This window comes from Streptomyces sp. NPDC048277 (genome assembly GCF_040652235.1).
Taxonomy (GTDB): domain Bacteria; phylum Actinomycetota; class Actinomycetes; order Streptomycetales; family Streptomycetaceae; genus Streptomyces.
Genome location: NZ_JBEZLQ010000033.1, coordinates 87,085 through 111,937, shown reverse-complemented (window position 1 = coordinate 111,937; position 24,853 = coordinate 87,085). Strand labels below are relative to the sequence as shown.

Below are 24,853 nucleotides of genomic sequence, written 5' to 3'. Positions count from 1 at the left end.
AGAGGAGGCGGAGGCGGCTTCGGGCGTGGGCGGCAACGACCGACCAGGTCTGCTGCCTTCCCTCAGACCTGCTGGCCGCCCGCTCCCGCGCGGGCGTCCCGGCGTCCTTCGCGTGTTCCGACCGTCGGACGCTGGTCGGGGGAGGTGATGATGCCGCCCGCTCCATGGAAGACCAGGTTGTTGGCGCTGATGCCCGGGCGGTCGAGGAGCTGGGCGAGCGAGGCGCTGATGAGCTCACTGACGTCGTCGCAGTCGAGGAGCGTTTCGGAGAGTGCGCCGTGGGCCAGCCAGAGAGGCAGCAACTCCTTGCGGGTGTCGAGATCGAAGTCGCGATTGAAGTCGGTGCCCGCGGTGTCTCCCACCTCCACCCGGGTGAAGCGGTGATGGGGATGCTCCAGGCGCAGGCTCAGCAGCGCCTGGTCAAGAGCGGCCTTGCTCGCGCTGTAGGCGCCGACACCGTGGTAGGGGCGCCCCACGCTTCGTGACGAGACGAACGCCGTGACACTGCCGGGGGACAGCTCGGGCAGCAGGCGGGAGGTGACCAGGAGGGGGCCCACCACGTTGGTGGCGAACAACCGTTGCCACACCGACGCGGTGGTCTTGGTGATCGGTGTGATGGGGGAGACGGCGGCGCAGTGCACCACCAGATCGATCCCGCCCAGCCCCGCGAGCGCCTGCTCGGCGATGCGCGTGCAGTCGTCGGGGTCGGCGAGATCCGCTGGTACGGCGAGGCCGTCCACCTGACCCGCGACAGCTTCCAGCAGGTCCTTGCGGCGCGCGGCGACAGCGACGCGTGCACCGCCGGCGGCGGCGGTGAGGGCGATGGAACGCCCGATCCCGGAGGACGCGCCGACGACGAGCACCCGTCGGCCGGTGAAGTCCGTCTGCGGCATGGAATCTCCCTGGGCAGGCAAGTAGGGGCAGGCGTCGCCGAGTCTCGGAGCCTCCGAAAGTGTATTGCTGTATCGCGATTATGAGAATGGTCTTCTCGTCCACCGTGTGTCTGCTTCTTCAATGCAACCGCTCCGGGCGGGTGGTTCGCACAGGCGTGCGAGTGGTTCGCCAGTGCCGCCGACGGTGAACGACCCGTGGCCGTCGGCACCCTGACGGTCGATCAGTTGATCCGATCGTCTGATCACGTGTCCGATGAATCGCCCATACGATGAGGAGACCCGCCCGTGCCACCCGGAAGATTGGCTCAACCGGCGATCCCGCCAGCCAGGCGGCGTGGACCTGGAACGGCACCCCCACCGCACCCGTCAGCGGCACCAGCACCACCGCCGACCAGCCCCGGCCGCTGGTGAACCGCCACCCGTCCGACGCGAGCCAGGACGACCTCTACGTCTCCTACGAGGACACCACCGCCCCGCCGACGGCGCAGGTCTTCGCTGAAGTCCTCCGCCAACTCGTCCGTGTACGGCTGGCCGGTGAACTTCACCGCGACGGTCACCCCCGTACCCGACGGCGGCACCAACTGCAGTTGTGTGCAGGTCGGCACGCCGAACCTGCTGCCCGGAACGCGCACCGTCACCGCCCGGTACAGCGGTGACGGCAACTACCTGGCGGGCGGCCTGGAGTCCGCCGCTCGGACGGTGACCTGCACCAGGACCAGCACCGGATCGGTGAACGTCGTGAGGGGGTCGCCGGCTAGGCGGCGCTGTCCGGCAACCACAGCGGTGCGCGGCTCCCTGATCTGCTACGGCAATGTCCCGCCGCCCACCAACGACGGGCATCCCAACTCCGTGACCGGCGCACGGCAGGGGCGGTGCGCGACCCTGGGATCACGAACTGGACCGCCATCACCATCCCGCATATGTCCCGTATTGTGACCTTTGGTGTCATGTCTCGGCGGATGGGATGGAGTTGGGTCCGTGGCGTTCGCGGAGTCGGCCGGTGGTGGTGAGTCGATGTCCTCTCCCGGGTCGGCTCAAGAGAACGCGCGACGGTCCCGGGCACCGCTGCTGGCGGTGTGCGCCGGGTATTTCATGGTGATCCTGGATGTCACGGCCATCAACGTCGCCGTGCCGGTGATCGGCCGGGAGCTGTCGGCCTCGCTCACCGGCATCCAGTGGATCACCGACGGGTACACCCTCGTCTTCGCCGGGTTCCTGCTGACCGGTGGCGCACTGGGGGACCGGCTGGGCAACCGTCGGGTCTTCTGCTCGGGCGTGGCGGTGTTCACCCTGTCCTCGGCCGCGTGCGCGCTCGCGGCGAACGCCCCGTTCCTGGTCGCGGCCCGGCTGGTGGAGGGGCTGGGCGCGGCCCTGATCGTGCCCGGTTCCCTGGCCCTGCTCCAGCAGTCCTACCCGACGCCGACCGCACGCTCACAGGCCTTCGGGCTGTGGGGTTCGATGGCGGGCATCGCGGCCGCCGCCGGCCCGCTGCTGGGCGGGCTGCTCGTCTCCACGCTGGGCTGGCGCTGGGTGTTCCTGATCAACCTGCCCGTCGGTGCGGCCTGCCTGGTGCTGACGCTGCGGCATGTGGCGCGCTCGCCCCGGCGCGCCGACCGGGCTCTGGACTGGCCGGCGCAGTGTGCGGTGGTGACGGCGGCGGCACTGCTGACCGCGGCGCTCAACGAGGCCGGACGGCGCGGCTGGTCCGATCCGGCTGTCCTCGCCGGGGTGGGCCTGGCCGTGCTGGCCGCCGCGGCGTTCGCGGTGCGCGAGCGGCTGGCGCGCTCTCCGGTCCTGCCGCCGAGCCTGCTGCGCTCCCGTGCGATGAGCGGTGGAGCCGCCATCGGCCTGCTGTTCAACTTCGGCTTCTACGGCATGGTGTTCACCGCCAGCCTCGAATTCCAGCACCAGCGCGGCTTCAGCGCCCTCGGCACCGGGCTGGCGCTGTTCCCGGCGGTGGCGATGACCATGTTCGCCTCCGTCCTGTCCGGACGGCTGTCCCGCCGCACCGGCGATCGTCCGCTGGTGATCTCCGGCATACTCCTGGCCGCCCTGGGGCTGGCCGGCTGGGCCGCGGCCGGAGCCGACCCCGCCTACCCGCTGCTGATCGCCCCGATGATGGCCGCGGGATTCGGTACCTCCTTCGCCCTCACCGGTTCGACCGCCACCGTGATGGGTGCCGCGCCTCCGGCGTACTCAGGCGCCGCCTCCGCGCTGTTCAACACCACCCGCCAGATCGGCAGCGCCACCGGCGTCGCGCTCGGCGGCAGCCTGCTCGCCACGGCCACCGACTACAACACCGGGCTGCGCACCAGCATGGCCGTCGGCGCGCTCGCCTACCTGGCCGCCGCGGGCCTCGCGTGGCTGTGCGTGCCGGCGAAACCGAAGAAGACCTAGGCGATCAATTCCCGGGGGTCCGGGATCGTACGGGGTGAGCGGGCGGAGATTGACCTGCCCCTGGACCGGATCCAGTTGGCTCTGGAAGGGACTAGGTCGTCACCATCGTCGGTGCACGGTTGCCTTGCTACCGGTCACCAGGCTGGCCGGCGGAACATCGTCGGCCACGACCGCACCAGCGGCGACCACGGCGTCACGGCCGATGCTGACGCCGGGCAGGATCGTGGCACCGGCGCCGATCCACACGTTCTCCGCCACGTCGATGGGTGCGCCCGTGAGGTACAGCCGCCGCTCCTCGGGATCGACCGGGTGGCCGCTGGTGATGAACGTGACCTTCGGGCCGACCATCACGCGCTCGCCGAGCCGGATGCCGGCATAGTCCAGGAACGTGCAGTTCTGGTTGATGAACACCCGCTCGGCGAGGTCGAGGCGGAGTCCGTGGTCCGTGTAGAAGGGCGGATAGATCGTGACTCTCGACGGCAGTGGCTTGCCGAGGATCTGTTCGAACAGCTCCGCCTTGCCTGCTTCGTCCTCGAAGGGCAGGAGGTTCAGGCGGGAGGTGAGTTCCGTGACCCGCAGGACCCTCTCGGCCATGGCCTGGAACTCGGCGCTGTGAATGCGCATGAGACGGTCGCCGGACATGGCACGTTCCTTTCTGGCGTACCGGGGTACCGGCGGAGACGGGAACGAGGGCATCCCAGATCGTTCTGCGGCCAACGGCCTGGACGTCCCCCGCGACGGCACTCTATGCGACGACCGACGACCTCCTGGGGGAGTTGCTTCGCCTCCACCCCGGGGGTGAGCACTCTCCACGGCTGTCCGGCCGATCACTTGTAGCCTGGCGTCGCCGTACGTCGGGGGGAGCTGACCGTGGAGAACATCCTGTCCGTGGCCGTCGGGGCCGCTGCCGGCCTGATAGGGGTGGTGTTCGGTTCGTGGTTCACCGCGCGTCGGCAGGACCGTATGTGGCTCCGTGAACAGAAGCTCAAAGCCGGGATCGGCTTCAACACGGCCGTGGTCCAGCTCCTGGACTACCTGAAGGAGACCCAGCTGAGCGACGACGGTCCCGGAGCCAACGAGATGGCGAACCGGATGCAGGAAGCACGCTCGGCCCTCTACCTGCTCTGCGCCGACGACACCGTCGATCTCGCCGATGCTCTCGCGCGCCGGGTCTGGAGCACCCGGCCCACCGAAGGAAGGGACGACCGCCGGGCCGAGTTCCGGGAGACGCTGGACCTGCTGCGTCGCTTCACCCACCAGCTCCGGCAGGAGATCGCCAGAAGGTAGTTCCCATCGGATCACCGGGTGGACCGGCGCCGATCCCGGACACGCGTAGCCTCCTCACGTGGATCGAAGAGCACAGGCAGTCGGCGCGGTCGTCGGTGCAGCGGTGGGGGACGCGCTGGGGGCTCCCTTCGAGTTCGGCTTGGCAGGGGCGTTCTCCGCGAAGTGCGAGGCACGTGGTGTGGACGGGGAGATGTGCGGAGGAGGGGGCTGGGAGCCGGGGGAGGCGACCGACGACACGCAGATGGCGGTCCTCGTGGCCGAGTCCCTGCTCGAACGGGGCGGGCTGGACCTGCCGGACATCTTCACCCGGTTCCAGCGGTGGGCGGCAGCCGAGCCTAAGGACATCGGCCTGCAGACGGAGGACGTGCTCACCAACGGCATGCCCTGGGACCGCGCCGCCGCCGTTCACTTCGAGACCAACCTGCGGGCTGCGGGAAACGGTTCCCTGATGAGAGCTTCCACGTCAGCCGTCTACTTCGCCCGCGAGGAACAGCAGACCACCATGGACGCGGCACGTCGCATCGCCGCTCTCACACATGGCGACCGGGCGGCTTGGGAAGGGACAGCCGTCTTCCATGAACTCGTGCGCCGGACGCTGCTCGGCACCGATCCCCTCGACGCACTACCGGCCGTCCTCGCCTCCGTGCATCCTGACCACCGGGACAGGTACGCGGTCGTTCTCGCTCCCGACTGGAGCCCCGACCGGGCGACCGAGTTCAACGGCGCCGTATGGCCATGTCTCGGCTCCGCCGTATGGGCGCTGCGCACCACCGGCAGTTACGAGGACGCGGTGCGGGCCGCGATCGACCTCGGTGGTGACACCGACACAGTTGCCGCGGTCACCGGTGGCCTCGCCGGGGCCCGCTACGGGGTCGACGCGATTCCGGCCCGCTGGACCCGGCCTCTTCACGTACCCCTGCCGGGATTCGGGGAACGGGTCTTGCGGCTGCCGGAACTCGTCGATCTCGCCGAGCGCGTCGCGTCAGCTCGTGCGTGACCTCTCGACGAGCACGCGGGCCACCTGCTCGGCGCGATCGACCGTCTGATCCACCGAGCCCATGGAGTCGGTGACACAGGCTCCCTCGTGCAGGATCAGCACCTGGGCGGCCAGTGCGGCGGGGTCCTGGAGGCCGGCCTTCACGGCGAGGTCCTTCAGGTAGGCGAGGAGCCATGCCTTCTGTTCGCGGGCGACCTCTCGGCCGGGGTGATCCGCCAGCAGTTCGACGGAAGCGTTGATGAAGGCGCAGCCCCGTTGGTTCCGCTCCCGCATCCACTTGCGCAAGGCGCCGACCCCTCGCCTCCGACGTCCGCGCGTGCGCCGAGCGGTCAGGGCATCACAGGGGGACCGGGTGGTGGGCGGACGGTCATGAACAGGTTCATCGGCGAGTCCCTTCGGTGATCCGTCAACCGTTCGCTCGGACGGGAAGTTCGGTGATGCTCAGGGCGAAGTCCACGTGCCCCACCCCGTGGTTGGCGAGGCCCACCGTGACCACGCCCGCTCCTTCCAGCCAGTGCGCCATTCTCAGGCCGCCGACGTCCAGCGGACGCATCCCGAGGCTCTCGATGAACGCCTCCACACGTGACTTGGCCTGCGCATCGTCGCCGGCGATGAAGACGTCGGGGCGGCCCTTCTCCAGGACATGACGGAAGACGGTGTTGAACGCCTTCACCACGCAGGCGTCGGACGGGGCCGCCTTGGCGACTTCCTGCGCGATCGAGGTCGCCTCGCGGTGGGCCAGCCCGTCGAACGTGGAATTGAAGGGATTGCTGATGTCGACGAGGACCTTGCCCGCGAGAGCGTCTCCGTACTGGGTGACGGCCGGCACGACACCGTCGTACAACAGGGCCACGATGACGATGTCCCCGGCCGGGGCGGTGCCCCATTCTCCCGTCGTGGCGCCGCCGCCGAGAGCCTTGGCCAGGTCGGCGGCCTTGGACTGATCGCGGCCCATGATCTCGACGGCGTTGCCGCCCGCTACCGCCCGCGCGCCGATGGTGCGGGCCATGTTCCCGGTGCCGATGATGCTGAACAGCTCGGCGAGCAGCTCGCGCTGCTCATCGACGGCGCCGCGGCCCGCACCCGGGTCCTCGACGCCGACGCCTTCCCCACCGCCGCCGCCATCGCCGCCGTCCTCATCGACAACGCCATCCCCGCCACAGCCGCCGTTGACCGGCGACGGGATGAAGCGTCAAGTTGACTTGGCTCTGCGCGGCGGGGCTGGACACGCTGCCGGTCGCTCGGCCGCACCCGCCGGTAGGCGACCGACTCCTGGTGCTGAAGTAGCTGCGGATGTCGTCGGCGAGAGGCTCGGGCTGTCGAACGAGCGCTCGGCAAAGTTGCGGGGCAACCTCTGGATGCCGACGGGGAACGGTGGCCGGGGGCTGCCGCCCAATGCGGTCGTCGAGGCCATCGACCAGCGCGCCGGCCGGATCCGCCTCTCCGCCGCCTCTCCCTGGCTGCTCGACGCCGACTTCAGGCTCGTCGACGCCCCCGACCGCACGGAACTGGCTGCTGAGAACGACCAGGTGCGACAGCACTACGCGGATGCACTCACAGCGCCCGTCGCCGACGGTGCTGATCCGACGGGCACCTACCTGACGAGCGCCGCCCCTCGCGATCGCACCAGGTCGAGCGAGTGAGAGCGAGTACGGAGGCATGGCGTGGGGCGCCGGGGCCTGCCACGTCCGCGATGGCGAGGGCGAAGGCGGCGGCGGTCGGCCCGAGCCTGTGCGCCTCGGCGACGCGGTCTTCGTGCCGATCAGCCCATTCCGTCGCTGCCCCCCTCGGGCCGCTGCTCATGGGCGGGCCGGCCGCCGGGAAGCGGCGGCCGGCGTGGCTGGTTCCGGGAGTGGTCAGCGGGTCGGCAGCGGGCGGGTGTGTTCGATGCGGACCGCGGCCAGGGTGCGGGGGTCGAGGCCGAGGAGCCGCAGGATCGTCGGTGCGATCTGGGTGGTCCTGACCGGAGCGCCGACGCGTACGTCGTGCGGGGTGGCGGGGCCGGAGACGACGAGCGGGACGTCGAGGTCGTCGGCGTGGGCTCCGCCGTGCTCGGCGATCTTGCCCTTGCCGCCTGTGTAGACAACGCCGTACTGGCTGATGCCGAACACGTCGGGCACGCGCGAGTCGCCCGGCCGGGCGTGGAAGTAGCGGGCGGCGGCCGCACCGGCGTACACGGTCTTCAGGCCGCTCGCGGTGAACGGCTTGGCCGCTGCGTCGATGTCGTTGCCGGTGCCGTTCTGGGCGAGCAGGTAGGCCTTGGCGAAGTCGGCGGCGGCCTGGGAACGGTCGCTGAGCCACAGCAGCATGGCGTCGTCGTCCACGGCGTGGGCGACCAGGTCACCGGCGCCGGGGTGGGCGGCTTTCCAGGCGGCGTTTAGGCCGTCCAGGAGCGGGCCGTCGTCGATGCGGGTGAGCGCCTTGGGGTCGGTGGGGGACTGGCCGTGCTTGGAGGACAGGATGACGGTCGTGCTGCCGGCGAGGCCCCGCTTGTGGATCTCGTCGAGGAACTCCGCGACCTGCCGGTCGATGAAGTCGAGGTTCTTGGCCAGCAGCGGGCCGGGCACGCCACTCGTGGTGTAACCACCCGTCAGACCGTCGGAGGAGGGCAGCTTCTGGGCGGTGGACACGGACTGGAAGTTCATGCCGAAGACCGCGGGGACGCCGGTCTTGCGGGTGCCGCTGTGGTCGCGGCCGTCGATCTCGTTGAGGACGGCCTTCACCTTGTATGTGTCGTACTGCTCGGTCGCCGCGTTGTCCTTCGTCCAGTCCTCGCCGGCCGGGTAGCCGATGGCCTGGCTGTTGATCTCCGGTGCGAACAGGTCCTGGATGCCGTTGCCGGACGGCCCGTCGAGGATCTCGTAGGCGACGTGCTTGTCCGACCACGCGGTGCGCAGGCCCGCCTTGCGGGCGACGTCGAAGACCGTGTTCACCTTGAGGTACGAGTGCGGGTAGACGGGCTTGCAGGTCTTCGGGTCGACGGGCAGCTTCGCCGGGTTGATGAGGGTGGCGGCGTCGCCGGTCATGTTCAGGATGCTGCCGGGCAGGCCGGACAGTCCCTGGCCCGCGTCGATGGAGTTCTGGTTCTTGTCGAGGTCCTCGGTGAGGTCGACCTCGGCGCCCGGCCTGACGCCCGCGCAGCTGGTGGTGCCGGCCGGGAGGAGGGCGTTGCTGTAGGTGTCGTCGTAGTAGACGCCGGTGACGCCCGGGTCCCCGCCGGTCAGCTGGCCGACCATGCCGGGGAAGGAGTCGGAGGGGACCGTGGTTCTGGCGTGCGTGTACTCCACACCGCCGCCGGCCAGGCGGGCCAGCGCGGAACGCGGGTGCCGGGCCACGTACCAGGCCAGGTCGGACTGGTGCAGGCCGTCGACCGACAGCAGCAGGACATGCCGGGAGCGGGGCGTGGCGGAGGCCGCGGCGGGACGGGCGGTCATGGCGGTCAGACCGCCGACCGCGGCGAGCGCGGCGGCGGCAGCCGCGACGGGACGGAGCGGGTGTCGGAACACGGTGGTTCTCCTCAAGCTGTGGTGCGTCTGTGACCGTGCGGATCGCGCACCGACATTGGAGAGGGAGAACGTGTACGGAACCGGACTTGTGTACCGGCCTCTGTCAAAGAGCGTCATCTGGGCGGGCAAAGCCCGCCGGGCGACATAGATGTGTGACGGCTGTGAGCGCTGCCTTATGGTTCCGTAATGAGCAACTCCGCCGCGTCTGCTGTCCTGACCACCGCCGACCTGTCCGAAGCGATACGGGCGGTGCGCACGTTGCTGGGCATCGCGGACGCCGCTCAGGCGGTGGTCGACTTCGAAGCCGTGATCAGGTCGCCGACCGTCCTGGCGGACGTACGCCACGTACTGCCCGACCTCGTCTGGTGGGCGTCGGCCGGCCAGGAGCACGGTTCGTCGGAGGCCGGCGACGACCCCGCGGACTGTCTGCCGATCCGTGTGTTCGACTGGAACCGTCCGCTGGACAGTGCCGAGCCTTTCATCTCCGCCCTGGGGCCGGATCCCGCAGCCGTTCGCTGGGATCTGGACGGATGGCCCGCGGTGCCCGGAGAAGGGCTGGAGGAGATCGCGCAGAAGTGGGCGTACCTCACCCTGGCGGTGAACTGCCGAGACATCTATCAGGAGGAGCCGTCGCAGGACCACACCGTCTACGTGCACGTCCGGAACCGGAACGGCGACCAGGTTCCCCGCGTCCACTGGCTCGCCGATCAGGTGGGCGGCCGGTTCACCGGCAGGGTGGAGATCGCCCCTCTGTAACCCGGACGTGGCCCGTGTCCACATCTGCTTGGTTTTGTGAGGATGCTGTGGGTGACAGGCGATAAGGCTTCCGGCTTCCGGAGCCCCTCCCTACCCTCGGGTGCCCATGACAACAGAACATGCGCAGCAGTCTCAGGGGCACGACGGACCCAGCCGCAGGCACTTCCTGACGGCGACCGGGGGAGCGGTCGCCGGAGTCGTCGGCGGGGGAGCGGCCGGCGCCTTAGGGGGTGCCGGCAGCGCGGCCGCGGCCTCCTCCGGCAAGCGCGTCGCCGTCCTCGGCGGCGGGGTCTCCGGCCTCAGCGCCGCTCATGAACTCGCCGAACGCGGCTACGAGGTGACGGTCTACGAGTACTACGACGCCCTCGGCGGCAAGGCCCGCTCCATGGACGTCCCCGGGACCGGAATGGGCGGCCGCAAGCCGCTTCCCGGGGAGCACGGCTTCCGGTTCTTCCCCGGCTTCTACCGGAACCTGCCGGACACCATGCGCCGTATCCCCTTCCCGGGCAACGCGAACGGCGTCCACGGCAACCTCCGCAACGGTACGGAGGAGTTGTTCGCGCGCGGCTCGGGCCGCCCGGACCTGCACTTCCCGCTCCGCCGGGTCACCACCCCGCCCGCCGCCGGCGACCTCACCCCGTCCTGGATCCGCGACCAGATCCTCTCCGTCCTGGACCTCGGCACGCACCTGCCCGCCCACGAGGCCGCCTACTTCGCCGACCGCCTCCTGGTCCACCTCACCAGCTGCGACGCGCGCCGCGAGGGCCAGTGGGAGAAGGTCGCCTGGTGGGACTTCATCCGGGCCGGCGAGATGAGCCGCGAGTACCAGGTGCTCCTCGGCATCGGCCAGACCCGCAACCTCGTCGCCACCCGCGCCGAGATCGCCTCCACCCGCACGGTCGGCCGCGTCATCATCGAGGCCCTCATCCTGTGGGGCCTGCTCGGCCGCGGCATGGACGGCGACGCGGACGTCGACCGGGTGCTGAACGCCCCGACCAGCGAGGCGTGGATCGCCCCCTGGGAGAGGCATCTGCGCTCCCTGGGCGTCCAGTTCGTGCTCGGCACCGAGGTCAGGGAGGTGGTGTACGACGGTGGCCGGGTGACCGGCGTACGGGTGGCGGCGCGCGACGGCAGCCGGCAGCGCACCATCACCGCCGACCACTACGTCAGCGCCCTCCCCGTCGAGCACGCGCGTGTGACCTGGGGCCCGGCCCTGCGCGCCGCCGACCCCCAGCTCGGGCGGTGCGACGCGCTGAAGACGGACTGGATGACCGGCATCATGTTCTATCTGCGCACGCCGACCCCGGTCGTGCACGGCCACATCAACTGCCTCGACTCACCGTGGGCGGTCACCGGAATCGGCCAGACACAGTTCTGGGACGTACGGGACTTCTCGCGCGACTACGGAGACGGGCAGGCCCATGAATGCCTGTCCACGATCATCTCCGAGTGGGACAAGCCCGGCATCCTGTACGGCAAGACGGCCCGTGAGTGCACGAAGGACGAGATCGTCGCCGAACTGTGGGCCCAGCTCAAGGACGGGCTGAACGACTCCGGCAAGACCACGCTCAGGGACGAGGACCGGCTCGGCTGGTTCATGGACCCGGCGGTGACCGGCCTCGGCGGCCCCGACCCGCAGAACCGCGAACAGCTCCTCATCCACCCCACCGGCACCCTCTACCACCGCCCGTCGGCGAAGACAGCGGTGCCGAACTTCTTCCTCGCGGGCGACTACGTCCGCACCGATGTGGACCTGGCGACCATGGAGGGCGCCAACGAGTCCGCGCGCCGCGCCGTCAACGCACTCCTGGACGCGGACAGTTCGGGCGCCGAGCGGTGTCACGTCTGGGAGTTGTTCCGGCCGCCGGAGATGGAACCCCTGAAGCGGGTCGACGAGGTCCGCTACCGGCTGGGGCTGCCCAACACCTTCGACCTGGGGTAGCACCCGGCACCGATCGAGGCGTGAAGGGCCGCTGCCCCGAGTAGCTGCGGCCCTTCAGGCGCTGTCGTCGCGGGGGATCGGCGAGCCCGCGGCACATGGTGGCGCTGCCGCGGCTGCGGCGAGGGCCTGCCGCAGGTGGGTGAGGCGTGTGATCTCCGCGTCCAGGGCCGCGAGGCGATCGGCCACGACGTCACTGAACCCGCCGGGGCGGCCGTTGCAGGAGGCCGACGGCTGCTCCTGGACGAGGAGGTCCAGTCGGTGGGCTCGGCGGCGGAGATCCTCCAGGGTGAGGCCCAGAGCCAGCAGGCTGCGGATGACACGGACGCGGGCCACCTCGGCGGAGCCGTACTCACGTTGACCGGAGGAGGTGCGCGGCGGGGGCCGCAGCAGGCCGCGGGCCTCGTACAGGCGTAGTGCGCGCGGTGTGGTTCCCGCGGCCGCCGCTGCCTCGCCGATCCGCATGCCTGCTCCGCCCTCTCCTACAGCACCACGACGGACGCCCCGAAGGAGCGGCCGGCGATCAGTTCGGGCAACGCCGCCGGGGCACGCTCCATTCCGTGGACCGGGGTATGGGGGAAACGGATGCGGCCCGCCCGCAGCCAGTCCCCGAAGCAGGCCTCCCACTCCGCCTGGACATCCCGGTGGTCCATGCCGTTGTAGCCGGCGATCGTGATGCCTCTGGCCAGCAGACGGTAGGTGTCGAGCACGGCCGGCGCGCTCCCGCCCGCCCGGTCCGGGGACAGCTGCCCGTCCAACGCGCCTACCAGGGCGAAGCGGGCGCCCCGGTTCGCCGCGTGGACGGCCGCCGTCAACTGTTCGCCGCCCACGGTGTCCAGGACGACGTCGATGCCGTCCGGCGCCACCCGGGCGAGTTGGCTGCCGAGCGGGGCCGCTCCGCGCAACACGGTGGCGTCGTAGCCGAGTTCCCGCTCCAGTCGCTGGGCCTTGTCCGGTGAGCCGGTGCTGCCGACCACCCTGGTGGCACCCAGCAGCCGGGCGACCTGACCGGCCATCGTGCCCACGGCACCGGCGGCGCCGGTCACGAACACGGTGTCGCCCGCCCTGACTTGGGCCAGCCGGGTCAGTGCGCCGTAAGCCGCAGCGCCCATGGCGAGATGGTCCACCGGGTCGGGCAGGGCGCCGTCCAGCAGTCTGCACTCGGCGGCGGCTGGCGCCGCGTACTCCCGCCAGCCCTGAAGGTGCAGCACCAGCCGCCCCTTCTCCAGCGGCCCGTCGACGACCTCGCCGATCGCGGGTCCGATCAGGGTGTCGCCGGGGTGCAGCGGCGGCAGCGGGACATCGTCCGTCTCGCCCCCGATGAGGGTGCGCAAGCCCGGGAAGACAAGGAAATGGGTGTTGCGGACGAGCACCTGGCCGACCTCAGGACGCGGGACGGGCGCCCGCACCAGGGCGAAGTCGTCCGGAGTCGGCAAGCGGTCGGGGCGGCGGGCCAGGCGTACAAGACGGTGAGTCGCATTCATGGCCGGACGCTAAGCCCTGCCCCATGGGGCAGGGGCAAGGCTCAGCGCCAAGAGGTTGCTCAGAACAAGCCCTTGCAGCCGGCGAAACCCGAGCTGATCCGGGTGCGGGTGGAGCAGCTTCACGCGCCCCCTGTGGGGATGGTGCGGTCGGCGCCTCCGCCCCGTGACAGGCTGGGCACCTGGAAAGACCCGGCCTCACGCCCTGGCACGGCATCGACAGGAGCCACTCGTGACGTACGACATCGCCGCTCTGCGCGCCCGGTTCCCGGCGCTGGCCGCCGGCATCGCCCACTTCGACGGCCCCGGCGGCACCCAGACGCCCGAGCCCGTCATCCGGGCCATCGCCGACGCGCTGTCGAACCCCCTGTCGAACCGGGGCCGCACGGCGCCGGGGGAGCGCAACGCCGAGGCCATCGTCACGGAGACCCGGCAGGCACTGGCCGACCTCCTGGGCGCGCACCCGGGCGGCATCGTCTTCGGGCGCAGCGCCACGCAGTTGACGTACGACTTCTCGCGCACCCTCGCCAGGACCTGGTCGCCCGGTGACGAGGTGGTCGTCACCCGGCTGGACCACGACGCCAACATCCGCCCGTGGGTGCAGGCCGCCGAGCAGGCCGGCGCCACGGTGCGCTGGGCCGACTTCGACCCGGCCACCGGGGAGCTGACCGCCGACGACATCCGCGCCGTGCTCTCCGAGCGCACCCGGGTGGTCGCCGTGACCGCCGCCTCCAACCTGATCGGGACCCGCCCCGCCGTCGCCGAGATCACCCGGCTGGTACGCGACGCGGGGGCACTCAGCTATGTCGACGGAGTCCACCACGCCGCCCACACACTGGTCGAACTGGAGCGGCTCGGCGCCGACTTCTACGTCTGCTCGCCGTACAAGTTCCTCGGCCCCCACCACGGAGTCCTCGCCGCCCGCCCGGAGTTGCTGGAGACCCTGCACCCGGACAAGCTGCTGCCGTCCACCGACGCGGTCCCCGAGCGCTTCGAACTGGGCACCCTGCCCTATGAGTTCCTCGCCGGCACACGAGCGGCGGTCGACTTCCTCGCAGCCCTCGACGCGAGCGCCACGGGCACCCGGCGACAGCGCCTTGCCTCGTCCTTCGCGGCGCTGGAGGAGCACGAGCAGGTACTGCGCACGCGGATCGACAAGGGGCTGTCCGCCCTCGACGGCATCACCGTCCACTCCCGGGCGGCCGACCGCACGCCCACCGTGCTGCTGACGTTCGAGCAGCACAGCACGGCGGACGCGTACGGCTTCCTCGCCGACCGCAAGATCCACGCCCCCGCGGGCTCCTTCTACGCCGTCGAGGCCTCCCGCCGCCTCGGCCTCGGCGACACCGGCGGCCTGCGCATCGGCCTCGCGCCGTACAACAGCACGGAGGACGTCGACCGGCTGCTGACGGGACTGTCCGACTTCCTGACACCCGGCCGCGGGTGAACTGACGGCACACCGGGGCACGAGTGCGCGGTGCGCGGGGCTCAGCGGCCCGGATCCACCCAGGTGAGCCCGTCGTCCGAGGCCACCAGACCACCGGGCCGCACCGGCCGTTCCTCCTCCAGCGGCCCGCCGAACACCCCGCGCTCCTGCAGGACCGCGCCCTCCTGGAACACCTGACGGACGGTGGCCGACTCGAAGAGCGGATTGCGCAGACCGTCGGAGTCCGGCAGCCGCCCCACGGCCGAGCCGAGCTCCGCGGAGGCCGTCGTCAGCCGGGCACCCGGGTCGGCGAGCGACGCGTCACCCGAGGCGAGCCCGCCCACCAGCTCCACGAACGCCTCCAGTTCCGTGGCGTGGACGCGGGTGACCTTGCGGGCCTTCCAGAAGTACGACCGCTCGTCCTGGTGCATGTCGTAGAAGGACACCAGGAACTCGTAGAACAGCCCGTACTCGTGCCGGTACCGGGCCTCGAACTCGCCGAACAGCCGCCCCTCGTCCGGCGCCCCGGCCGGCCCGCCGGCGGCGAGAGCGCTGTTGACGGACCGCGCCGCGAGCAGCGCGCCGTACGTCGCCAGATGCACCCCCGACGACAGCACCGGGTCGACGAAGCAGGCCGCGTCCCCGGCCAGCACCATTCCGGGCCGCCACAGCCGGGTCCGCCAGTACGACCAGTCCCTGCGCGCCCGCACCCGGTCGTACGGTGCGACGGTCGCCTGCTCCACCCCCGAAAGCAGGTCGCGCACCTCGCCGCAGGAGTCGACCAGCCGGCGCCAGGCCGTCACCGGGTCCCGCTGGATCTCGGCGGCGTTCTCCCTGCTGACCACGGCGCCCACGCTGGTGAGGTCGTCCCGCAGCGGGATGTACCAGAGCCAGCCCTCGTCGAAGGCGGCACAGAAGATGTTGCCGTCGTTCGGCGCGGGCAGCCGTTTGCCGCCCGCGAAGTAGCCGAACACCGCGATGTTCCGGAAGAAGTCGGAGTACGTCCGCTGCCCGCCGACGTGCCGGTGGATCCTGCTGCCGTTCCCTGAGGCGTCCACCACGTACCGGGCCCGCGCCTCGCGGACCGCGCCGTCCGGGCCGGTCCAGCACACACCCCGTACCCGCTCCCCGTCGGCGAGCACGTCCGAGACACGACACCGCTCCCGGACGTCCACGCCGACCCGGCGGGCGTTGTCCAGGAGGATCGCGTCGAACCGTGACCGCTCGACCTGGTAGGCGAACGACGTCGGATCGGCCAGCCGGGGCGACAGCGCGAAGGAGAACTGCCACGGATCCCGGTTCCGGCCCCACCGGAAGGTGCCCCCGCGCTTCACCTTGAACCCCGCCCGGGCCACCTCGTCCTCGACGCCCAGGATGCGGCACACCCCGTGCACGGTGGAGGGCAGCAGCGACTCGCCGATCTGGTAGCGGGGGAAGGCCTGTTGCTCCAGCAGGAGGACGCGGTGACCGCGCAGGGCGACGGCCGCGGAGGCGGTCGCCCCGGCCGGTCCGCCGCCCACCACGATCGCGTCGAACTCCTCGGCCCGCGCCTGCTCGTCGATGGGCTTCACTCGTCTCCGTCCGAGGTCGTGGGCGGTGAACCGGCCGTGCGGGCGCGGGAGTCGAGCCACGCACGGACGGCCGCCGCCGTGCTCCGGGCATGTTCCCGCATGAACGAGAAGTGGTCGCCCGGGACATCGACGGACGTGTGCGGCAACGGCCAGGAGGTCCGCCACTCGTCCGGACCCGCGCCGGCCGCCATCTCAGGGGTGGGCCGCGTCGCGCGGACGAGGAGGGTGGGAGTGTCGACCGGTTCCGGAACCCAGCCCAGGAACATCCGGGTGTACGCTCCCATCGCCGCGAGCCCCGAGTCCTCGTCCCCGGAGAACTCGCCGCCGTCGAGGCGCGGCGCGATGACGGCCGGCAGCGACAGCAGCCAGTCCTCGGCGCTGTTCCCGTCGCCGATGAGATACGTGTCCAGCAGCACCTGCCCCAGGGGTGCGGACCCCATCGCTTCGAGCCGTCGGGTCACGACGTGTGCCACGGCCCCTCCGGTGCTGACCCCGGCGATCACGAAGGGGCGCCCGCCGACGTACCGCACGACCGTCTCGGCGTGCGTGCGGGCGAGCGTCTCCGGGTCGGCGGGCACGGCCTCGCCCGCACCGACGCCGGGATGCGGGAGCTCCAGAACGTCCCACGCACCCTGGAAACACCGGTGGAACAGGGCGAACTCCCCGCCGGGTGCCGCGAACGGCGGGTGGTACCCGGTGAAGAAGACGAGCACGGGACCTCCGCCGGACCCGCTCGCGCGGCGCACCGGCGCCGGCGCGTGCTCCCGGCTGCCCGCAGCGTCGAAGGTCGGCACCGCCCAGGACGCCGTCACCAGCATGCGCATCGCGTCCACCACCTGGCCGGCCGCGCAGACCCGCCGGTAGAGCGAGGACAGCGACTGTGCGGGCCGGGCAGGTGGTGCCGCGGAAACCGTGTCGGGTCGGCCGTCGGGTTGATCGCCGGACGACCTGTCGGGCAGCTCGCCGAGCAGGCCGAGCACATGACGGGCCAGCTCCTCGGCCGTCGGGTGCTCGAACAGCACGGCGGCGGGGAGCCTGAGCCGCAGGGCCATGCTCAGCCGGTTGCGGACCTGCACCGCCATCAAGGAGTCGAAGCCCAGCTCGATGAACGACCTGCCCTCCGGCAGCGCGTCGGCGCCCTCGTGTCCGAGCACCGCCGCGATGTCACCGCGCATCAACTCCACGAGCGCGCCCACCCGTTGAGTGGCGGGCAATCCGGCCAGCACCTTCCGCCAGGCACCCGGCTCCCACGACTGCCCGGCGTCGGTTTCCCCGCTCCCGGCGGGGGACCTGCGCTGCCGCACCAGCGCGCGCAACGGCGACGGGAGCGGCGCCCGGGCGGACCGCAGGGCGGCCCGGTCCAACAGGGCGGCCACCGGCGTGGGTTCCGCTCCCCGTAGCGCCGCGTCGAACAACGCCAGCCCCTGCTCCACGGAGAGCGGCCGCAGCAACTCGCCTGCCTTCTCCGGCGCGGTCATGCCACCCGCCGCCGTCCACGGCCCCCACGCCACGGAGACCGCGGGCAGTCCCAGCCCGGCGCGGTGGCGCGCCAGGGCGTCCAGGAAGGAGTTCGCCGCCGCGTAGTTGCCCTGACCGGCCCGCCCCAGCACGCCGGACACCGACGAGAACAACACGAACGCGGACAGCTCCAGGCCCCGGGTCAGCTCGTGCAGATGCCAGGCCGCAGCCGCCTTCGGCCCGAGCACCGCGGCCATGCGCTCGGGGGTCAGCGCGGCCAGTACGCCGTCGTCCAGCACCCCGGCCGCGTGCACCACGCCGGTCAGAGCGGGCCGACAGCCCTCGATCACCTCGGCCAGTGCGGCACGGTCGGCCACGTCGCAGGCGACGATCCGAACCTCGGCCCCCGACTCCCCGAGTTCGCGGCGCAGTTCGACGGCGCCCGGCGCGTCCGGTCCGCGCCGACCGGTGAGCACCAGGTGCCGCACGCCGTACGAGGTGACCAGATGCCGGGCGATCTCCGTGCCCAGCGCCCCCGTACCGCCGGTGATCAACACGGTGCCGTCGAAGCGGGGGAGGCCCGCGGCGGTGGGGCCGGCCGCCGGGGTCCAGCGCGGTGCGCTCAACCGGCCCGAGCGGACGGAGAGTTGGGGCTCCCCGGTGGCCAGGGCCGCGGGCAGCAGCCGTACGGACTCGGGATCGGCGTCGACATCGACCAGGACGATCCGCCCGGGCAGCTCCGACTGGGCGCTGCGCACCAGCCCCCACACCGCGGCCCCGGCCAGGTCCGGCTCGGGCGCGGTCGCGTTCCGGGTGACCACCAGCAGACGGGCGCCCGCCGCCCGTGGGTCGTCCTGCCAGTCGTGGAGCGCGCCGAGTACTCGCGACGTCAGGCGGTGCACGGCGGGCAGCGGGTCGGAATCCGGGGCCGGGTCGACGGCGGTGAGGACGACGGTGCCGGTCGCGGGTACGGCGATGTCCGCCATGTTGGGCAACGACGAGCGCAGGTCCAGGGCGTCCGGGCCGAGCAGCGTCCAGATGTGCTCCTCTCCGTTGCCCTTCGCCTCGACGTCGGTCCACTCCGTACGCCACAACGCGTGCCGCACGCTGTCGAATCCGGTTGCCTGGACCGGGAGTTCACGCATGGACAGGGACTCCACCCGTGCCACGGCGCGTCCCGCGCGGTCGGCGAGCGTCACCGAGAAGGTGTCCGCCCCGACCGGAGCGACCCGCACACGCGCCTCCGACGCGCCGGAGGCGTAGAGGCGCACGCCGGAGCACGCGAACGGCACCCGGACCGCGTCGGCATCCGAGGGGCCGTCCGACGCGACGCCGCCCGCCAGCAGCGGCGCGTGCACGGCCGCGTCCAGCAGCGCCGGGTGGATTCCGTACCTGTCGGCTCCCGCCGCCTCCGCCTCGGGCAGCCGGACGTCCGCGAACAGCTCGGCACCGCGCCGCCACAGCGCCCGTACGCCCCGGAAGGCCGGTCCGTAGGCGAGGCCGCTGCTCGCGAGGGTGTCGTACGCGTCGGCGAGGTCGATCTCGGCGGCGCCCTGCGGTGGCCACGCCGTCAGGTCGGTGCCGGGATGCCCGGCGTCGGCGTCGGCGGTGTCGGCGGCTGCGCCCAGGAGGCCGGTCGCGTGTCGGGTCCAGGCGGGCCGACCGGCCGTGTCGGGCCGGGCGTAGATGTCCAGGGGGCGTCGGCCGGAGGCGTCCGCCTCGCCCACGACGAGTTGAACGCGGACGTCCGTGTCCGGGCGCAGGGTCAGCGGGGCCACGATCACGAGTTCGTCCGGGCTGCCGGAGCCGACCTCGCCGGAGGCCCGTGTCGCCAGCTCCACGAACACCGTCGCCGGGACGAGGACCGCTCCGCCGACCACGTGATCGGCCAGCCAGGGATGGGTGGCGGCGGAGAGTCGCCCGGACAGCACCGTCCGGTCGGTGTCCGGCATGGTGAACGCCGGTCCCAGTAGCGGGTGTTCGTGGGTGGAGGCGGGGGTGGAGCCGTGCACCGGAGTGCGCGGGGCGTCCAGCCAGTACCGGCGGCGCTGGAAGGCGTACGTCGGCAGGTCCACCCGTCGCGCCCCGGAATCCGTGAGGGCCGCGGGCCAGTCCACGCGGACTCCGTGGGTATGCAGGCGGGCCACGGCGTTCAGCAGGGCCCGGGGTTCGGGCTCGCCGCGGCGGGCGGCGGGGACACACAGCGGACCCGTGCCGTCCGGGCCGGCGGCCAGGCAGTCCTCGGCCGCCGCGGTGAGTGCGGGGCCGGGGCCCAGTTCCAGGAACGCCGTGACGCCGGCGTCCGCGAGCCGGCCGACGGCCTCGGCGAACCGGACCGGCCGGCGGGCGTGCCGCACCCAGTACTCCGGGGTGCACAGCTCTCCGCCTGCCCCGCCTGCCCCGCTCGCTCCGCCATCGACGCCGTCGGCGCGCTCGACGCCCTCGACGAGGCGGCCGGACACCGCCGAGACGACCGGTATGCGCGGCGGCCGGAAGGTCAGGCCCTCGGCGACCCGGCGGAAGTCGGCCAGCATGGGGTCCATGAGCGGCGAGTGGAAGGCGTGGCTCACCCGCAGCCGTACGGTCCTGCGGCCCCGCGCCTCGAACCCGGCCGCCACGGCGAGCACCGGCTCCCGGGCGCCCGAGATCACCACCGCACGCGGGCCGTTGACCGAAGCCAGGGCAACCAGCGGCCCGGCGGGCTCCAGCGCCGCGGCGGCCTCTTCCTCCGTCGCGTCCAGCGCCACCATCGCCCCTCCCTCCGGCAGGGCCCGCATCAGCCGCCCACGGGCCGCGACCAGCGCCGCGGCGTCGGGCAGGTCCAGCACGCCGGCGGCATGGGCCGCCGCGAGTTCCCCCACCGAGTGACCGGCGAGGAAGTCGGCGCGGACGCCCCAGGACTCCAGCAGCCGGAACAACGCCACCTCGAAGGCGAACAGCCCGGCCTGGGTGAAGTCCGTACGGTCCAGCAGCGCCGCCTCGGGCGATCCCGGGCGAGCCGACAGCACCGGCTCCAGCGGTTGGGCGAGGTGCCTGTCCAGCTCCCGGCACACGTCGTCGAAGGAGGCGGCGAACACGGGGAACGCGCTGCGCAACTCGACGCCCATACAGGCGCGTTGGGCTCCCTGGCCGGTGAACAGGAAGGCCGTACGGATACCCGGATCCGCGACCGCCCGCACGGCACCCCCACTCGCCCGGCCTTCGGCGAGCGACTCCAGTGCGCGTAGCATCCGGGCCCGGTCTCCGGCCGGGACCACTGCCCGGTGGGTCAGCGCCGACCGTGACACGGCCAGCGAGAAACCGACGTCGGCCACGGACAGACCCGGCCGGTCCAGGAGCCGGGCCGCCAGCCGCCGTGCCTGGGCACGCAGGGCACCCTCGCCCGCGCCGGAGAGGAGCCAGGGGAGGGGAGAGGGCTGAGGGGCGCGCGCTTCGGAAGAGGACTGAGGCGTGCTCGCTTCGGCAGAAGGCTGAGGGGCGCACTCTTCGGGAGCGGGCTGAGGGATGCTCACGTCGGGAGTGGGCTCGGGGGTGCTCACCGCGCCCGGCGCCGCGGCGCCAGGGGCGCGCGCAAAGTCCGTTGCCGCGGGGTCGGGTGCGCGCGCAGTGTCCGCTGCCGCCGCACCAGGGGTGTGCACCGGGTCTGTCGCCGCGCGGCCAGAGGTGCTTGTCTCGCCCGGCGCTCGGGACGACCCGCACCGGGCCGACGCGGCCGTACGCCCGGTGTCCGCGGCGGCCTGCGGCGGCTCCTCCAGGATGACGTGCGCGTTCGTCCCGCCGATGCCGAAGGCCGACACCCCGGCCCGGCGTGGCCCGGAATCCGAAGCCGGCCAGGGACGTGCCTCGGTGAGCAGCTCCACCCGGCCGGCGGACCAGTCGACGTGCGGGGTGGGCCGGTCGGCGTGCAGGGTGCGGGGGAGTTCCCCGTGCCGCATCGCCTGCACCATCTTGATGACGCCCGCGACTCCGGCGGCCGCCTGGGTGTGACCGAGGTTGGACTTCACCGAGCCCAGCCACAGGGGCGGCCGGTCGGCGGGCCGCGCCTGCCCGTACGCGGCCAGCAGGGCCCGCGCCTCGACGGGGTCGCCGAGCGTGGTGCCCGTGCCGTGCGCCTCCACCGCGTCGACGTCCTCGGGGCGGAGTCCCGCGTCGGCCAACGCCTGTGCGACCAACCGCTGTTGGGCCTGCCCGCTGGGCGCGGTGAGTCCGTTGGAGGCGCCGTCGGAGTTGACGGCGGAGCCGCGCAGCACGGCCAGGACCGGATGGCCGCGGCGGCGGGCGTCGGACAGTCGTTCCAGGAGCACCAGTCCCGCACCCTCGGCCCACGCGGTCCCGTCCGCCGCGGCCGAGAACGACTTGCAACGTCCGTCGGGCGCGAGACCGCGCTGCCGGCTGAACGCCGTGAACGGTCCGGGAGTCGCCATCACGGTGACGCCGCCGGCCAGCGCCAGCGAGCACTCGCCGGAACGCAGCGCCTTCGCCGCCCAGTGCAGGGCCACCAGCGAGGAGGAGCAGGCGGTGTCGATCGTGACGGAGGGTCCGTGCAGCCCGTACACGTACGAGATCCGGCCGGAGGCGATGCTGCCGGCCGCGCCCAGGGCCAGGTGGGCCTCCAGCTCGTGCGCGGTGAGACGGGAGGAGTAGTCGCCGTGCATCACGCCGACGAACACCCCGGTGTCGCTCTCGCGCAGTGCCCGAGGCGCGATCCCGGCGCGCTCCCACACCTCCCACGAGGTCTCGAGGAGCAGCCGCTGCTGGGGGTCCATGGCCAGCGCCTCACGCGGCGAGATCCCGAACAGGTCCGCGTCGAACTCGCCCGCCCGGTGCAGGAATCCGCCGCTACGGGTGTAGGAGGTGCCGATCCGGTCCGGGTCGGGGTCGTAGAGGGCGTCCAGGTCCCACCCGCGGTCGGTGGGGAAACCCGAGATGGCGTCCCGGCCCTCCACCACCAACTGCCACAGGTCCTCGGGGGAGTTGACCTCACCGGGATAGCGGCAGCCCATGGCGACGACCACCACCGGATCGTCGGCGCCGGCGTGCGCGGCGGAGTGCGGTGCGGCCGTGGATGCCGCCGTGAAGAGGGTGTCGTACAACTGCCGGGCCAGTGCCGCCGGAGTCGGATGGTCGAAGACCAGTGTGGGGGCGAGCCGCAGTCCGGTCGCCTCGCCGAGCCGGTCGAGGAGTGCGACGGCGTCCGCCGACGTCAGCCCGAGATCGGTGAACGCGTGGTCGGCGCCGAGCCGTTCGGGCGGGCCGCCGTCGCAGACCGCGGCCGTCTCGGCGAGCACCTCCTCACGCAGGACGCGTTCGCGGCCCTCGGGCGGCAGGGACAGCAGCCGCTCGCGCAGCGCTCCGGCGCCCGTGGTGACCGTGGCCACGCTGCGTGCCGCTGCCGGTACGACCGCGTGGCGGACGATCTTGCCGGATGCGGTGCGCGGCACGGCCGCGATCTCGTGGATCTCGACGGGCACCTTGTAGGCGGCCAGTTCGGCACGGCACGTGTCCAGGATCCGGCGCGGTTCGATGCCGCCCGGTTCCGGGACGACGTACGCCACCGGTACCTCGCCGAGGACGTCGTCCGGCAGGCCCGCCACCACCGCGTCCCGCACTCCGGGGCAGCGCAGCAGGACCTGTTCGACCTCCGTGGGGTGGATGTTCTCCCCGCCCCGGATGATCAGCTCGCTGACCCGGCCGGTGAGGGTGAGATGGCCGTGTTCGAGCCGTCGGCCGAGGTCGCCGGTGCGGTACCAGCCGTCCCTCAGCGCGGCCTCGCTCTCCTCGGGCCGCCGGTGGTACCCGCTCATGAGGCTCGGTCCGCGCACCCAGATCTCGCCCTCGGCACCGGCCGCGACATCGTTGCCGGAGCCGGGATCGACGACCCGGACCTCCATGCCCGGCACCGGCGGTCCGCAGGAGCCCTCCGGCCGGGGTCCGTCCGGCCGGTTCACGGCGATCATGCCGCAGGTCTCGGTGCTGCCGTAGGCGTCGAGGAGCGGAGCCCCCAACAGGTCCTCCACCGCACGGCGCAAAGTCGGCGCGCTCGGAGCACCCGCCACGACACAGGCGCGCAGACTCGGCGGGGACGCCGCACCCTCGGCGGACGCGACCAGCCGGTGGTAGGTGGCGGGTACCCCGGCCAGCACCGTGTAGGGGCCGCCCAGTGCCTCGTGCGGTGCGCACAGCTCACGCAACAGGCCGTCGGGCGGGAGGAGTTCGGCGGTGATCCGGGCGCTCGCACCGACGGCGGTGACCCCGAGGACGGCCAGCGAGTGCCCGAAGCTGTGGAACAGGGGGAGCGGCCACAGCAGCCGGTCCTCGGAACAGAGCCCGAACAGCGGGGCGTAGCAGGCCGCCGGTGACCAGAGCGCGGCACGCTGGGTGGACAGGACCCCCTTGGGGCGGTCGGTGGTGCCGGAGGTGTAGAGCATCCACGCCGGCTCGTCGAGACCCAGGTCGTCCCGCGGTGGTCCCTCGCTCTCGGCCTCGGCCGCGGTGGTGAACAGGGCGGTGCCCGCAGGGGCGTCGGCGGGCAGCGGGCCCGGGCCGGTGAGCAGTACGGGGATACGGCGGTGTGCGGGAGCGAGGCGGCGCAGCCGGGCCGCGTCCGTGATGAGGACCGAGGCGCCGCTGTCCGCCAGGAAGTGCGCGAACTCGGCGTCGGAGGAACGGGGGTTGAGCGGTACGCCGATCGCGCCCGCCCTGACGACGGCCAGGATGCTCTCCACCGTCTCGACGCAGTTGCCGAGGCAGACCGCCACCCGGTCGCCGCGCCGCAGTCCCGTCCGGGCGAGGTGGGCGGCCAGCCGGGCGGTACGCCGCTCCACCTCGGCCCAGCTGACGGCGCGCCGGTCGTCGGCGAACGCCACCCGCGACGGCGATGCCTCGGCGTGTGCCTTCAGCAGTTCGGGCAGCGGCCGGATCAGCTGGTCATGGATCATGCTTCCGCCCCTCTGGCGCGTGCCCGCGGCACGACAGCCGTCAGTCCCCTTGCTGCACCATGACATTGACCCCAGGTGCATTGCCGCATTTGAGCCGATCTTGACCGTGGCGTGCGGTTTGGGGAGTGCGGCCGTGCCACGGGCCGCGCAGGCCGAGGCACCGGTCGGGCAGCGGCTGCCGGATCACGTCGCGTCGGCAGTCGG

At 72.4% G+C, this 24,853-nt stretch carries 17 protein-coding genes; 8 read left to right on the top strand and 9 right to left on the bottom strand.

Annotated elements, in window-relative coordinates:
• Positions 1 to 62: 62 nt before the first annotated feature.
• Positions 63 to 893 (bottom strand): SDR family oxidoreductase, encoded by an 831-nt coding sequence (locus AB0D85_RS45215; protein ID WP_362334877.1) that lies wholly within the window; start codon positions 891 to 893, stop codon positions 63 to 65.
• 269 nt (positions 894 to 1,162) lie between these two features.
• On the opposite strand from AB0D85_RS45215, the gene AB0D85_RS45210 reads away from it, so the two are divergent.
• Positions 1,163 to 1,549, top strand: a complete 387-nt coding sequence (locus AB0D85_RS45210; protein ID WP_362334874.1) for a hypothetical protein — start codon at positions 1,163 to 1,165, stop codon at positions 1,547 to 1,549.
• A gap of 358 nt (positions 1,550 to 1,907) precedes the next feature.
• Entirely contained in the window at positions 1,908 to 3,290 is a 1,383-nt protein-coding gene (locus tag AB0D85_RS45205; protein WP_362334946.1) for an MFS transporter, read from the top strand.
• 99 nt (positions 3,291 to 3,389) lie between these two features.
• Here the strand turns inward: AB0D85_RS45205 and AB0D85_RS45200 are convergent, their stop codons facing one another.
• Entirely contained in the window at positions 3,390 to 3,932 is a 543-nt protein-coding gene (locus AB0D85_RS45200; protein ID WP_362334871.1) for a DapH/DapD/GlmU-related protein, read from the bottom strand.
• Between the two features lie 228 nt (positions 3,933 to 4,160).
• On the opposite strand from AB0D85_RS45200, the gene AB0D85_RS45195 reads away from it, so the two are divergent.
• The gene (locus AB0D85_RS45195) at positions 4,161 to 4,577 is read left to right on the top strand and encodes a hypothetical protein (RefSeq protein WP_362334868.1); all 417 of its coding nucleotides are present in this window, start codon (positions 4,161 to 4,163) and stop codon (positions 4,575 to 4,577) included.
• Positions 4,578 to 4,635: 58 nt separating this feature from the next.
• Positions 4,636 to 5,574, top strand: a complete 939-nt coding sequence (locus AB0D85_RS45190; RefSeq protein ID WP_362334865.1) for an ADP-ribosylglycohydrolase family protein — start codon at positions 4,636 to 4,638, stop codon at positions 5,572 to 5,574.
• Here the strand turns inward: AB0D85_RS45190 and AB0D85_RS45185 are convergent.
• Together AB0D85_RS45185 and AB0D85_RS45180 are read right to left on the bottom strand one after the other, a co-directional pair.
• Positions 5,560 to 5,859, bottom strand: a complete 300-nt coding sequence (locus AB0D85_RS45185) for a hypothetical protein (RefSeq protein ID WP_362334862.1) — start codon at positions 5,857 to 5,859, stop codon at positions 5,560 to 5,562. The genes AB0D85_RS45190 and AB0D85_RS45185 overlap by 15 nt on opposite strands.
• A 121-nt stretch (positions 5,860 to 5,980) precedes the next feature.
• Positions 5,981 to 6,583: an NAD(P)-binding domain-containing protein gene (locus AB0D85_RS45180; RefSeq protein ID WP_362334859.1), complete on the bottom strand. Its 603-nt coding sequence runs from the start codon at positions 6,581 to 6,583 to the stop codon at positions 5,981 to 5,983.
• Between the two features lie 349 nt (positions 6,584 to 6,932).
• On the opposite strand from AB0D85_RS45180, the gene AB0D85_RS45175 reads away from it, so the two are divergent.
• Positions 6,933 to 7,217 carry a hypothetical protein gene (locus AB0D85_RS45175; RefSeq protein WP_362334856.1) on the top strand — a complete coding sequence of 95 codons (285 nt, stop codon included), beginning with the start codon at positions 6,933 to 6,935 and terminating at the stop codon, positions 7,215 to 7,217.
• Positions 7,218 to 7,430: 213 nt separating this feature from the next.
• On the opposite strand, the gene AB0D85_RS45170 is transcribed toward AB0D85_RS45175, so the two are convergent.
• On the bottom strand, positions 7,431 to 9,080 hold the full coding sequence (locus tag AB0D85_RS45170; protein ID WP_362334853.1) for an alkaline phosphatase family protein: 1,650 nt from the start codon (positions 9,078 to 9,080) through the stop codon (positions 7,431 to 7,433).
• Positions 9,081 to 9,266: 186 nt separating this feature from the next.
• On the opposite strand from AB0D85_RS45170, the gene AB0D85_RS45165 reads away from it, so the two are divergent.
• Together AB0D85_RS45165 and AB0D85_RS45160 are read left to right on the top strand one after the other, a co-directional pair.
• A complete protein-coding gene (locus AB0D85_RS45165; protein WP_362334849.1) occupies positions 9,267 to 9,836 on the top strand; it encodes a hypothetical protein in 570 nt (189 codons plus the stop codon).
• A gap of 106 nt (positions 9,837 to 9,942) precedes the next feature.
• A complete protein-coding gene (locus AB0D85_RS45160; RefSeq protein ID WP_362334845.1) occupies positions 9,943 to 11,778 on the top strand; it encodes an FAD-dependent oxidoreductase in 1,836 nt (611 codons plus the stop codon).
• Between the two features lie 54 nt (positions 11,779 to 11,832).
• Here the strand turns inward: AB0D85_RS45160 and AB0D85_RS45155 are convergent, their stop codons facing one another.
• Together AB0D85_RS45155 and AB0D85_RS45150 are read right to left on the bottom strand one after the other, a co-directional pair.
• Positions 11,833 to 12,240, bottom strand: coding sequence for a MerR family transcriptional regulator (locus AB0D85_RS45155; protein WP_362334841.1), 408 nt, complete (start codon positions 12,238 to 12,240; stop codon positions 11,833 to 11,835).
• 17 nt (positions 12,241 to 12,257) lie between these two features.
• Positions 12,258 to 13,259 (bottom strand): NADP-dependent oxidoreductase, encoded by a 1,002-nt coding sequence (locus AB0D85_RS45150; protein ID WP_362334839.1) that lies wholly within the window; start codon positions 13,257 to 13,259, stop codon positions 12,258 to 12,260.
• A gap of 229 nt (positions 13,260 to 13,488) precedes the next feature.
• Here AB0D85_RS45150 and AB0D85_RS45145 point away from each other — a divergent pair, with 229 nt between their 5' ends.
• Positions 13,489 to 14,703 carry a cysteine desulfurase-like protein gene (locus AB0D85_RS45145; RefSeq protein WP_362334836.1) on the top strand — a complete coding sequence of 405 codons (1,215 nt, stop codon included), beginning with the start codon at positions 13,489 to 13,491 and terminating at the stop codon, positions 14,701 to 14,703.
• A 41-nt stretch (positions 14,704 to 14,744) separates the two neighbouring features.
• Here AB0D85_RS45145 and AB0D85_RS45140 read toward each other — a convergent pair whose 3' ends face one another.
• Positions 14,745 to 16,253 (bottom strand): tryptophan 7-halogenase, encoded by a 1,509-nt coding sequence (locus AB0D85_RS45140; protein ID WP_362334833.1) that lies wholly within the window; start codon positions 16,251 to 16,253, stop codon positions 14,745 to 14,747.
• A complete protein-coding gene (locus AB0D85_RS45135; RefSeq protein ID WP_362334830.1) occupies positions 16,250 to 24,649 on the bottom strand; it encodes a type I polyketide synthase in 8,400 nt (2,799 codons plus the stop codon). Before AB0D85_RS45135 ends, AB0D85_RS45140 begins: the two co-directional genes overlap by 4 nt.
• Positions 24,650 to 24,853: the final 204 nt, after the last annotated feature.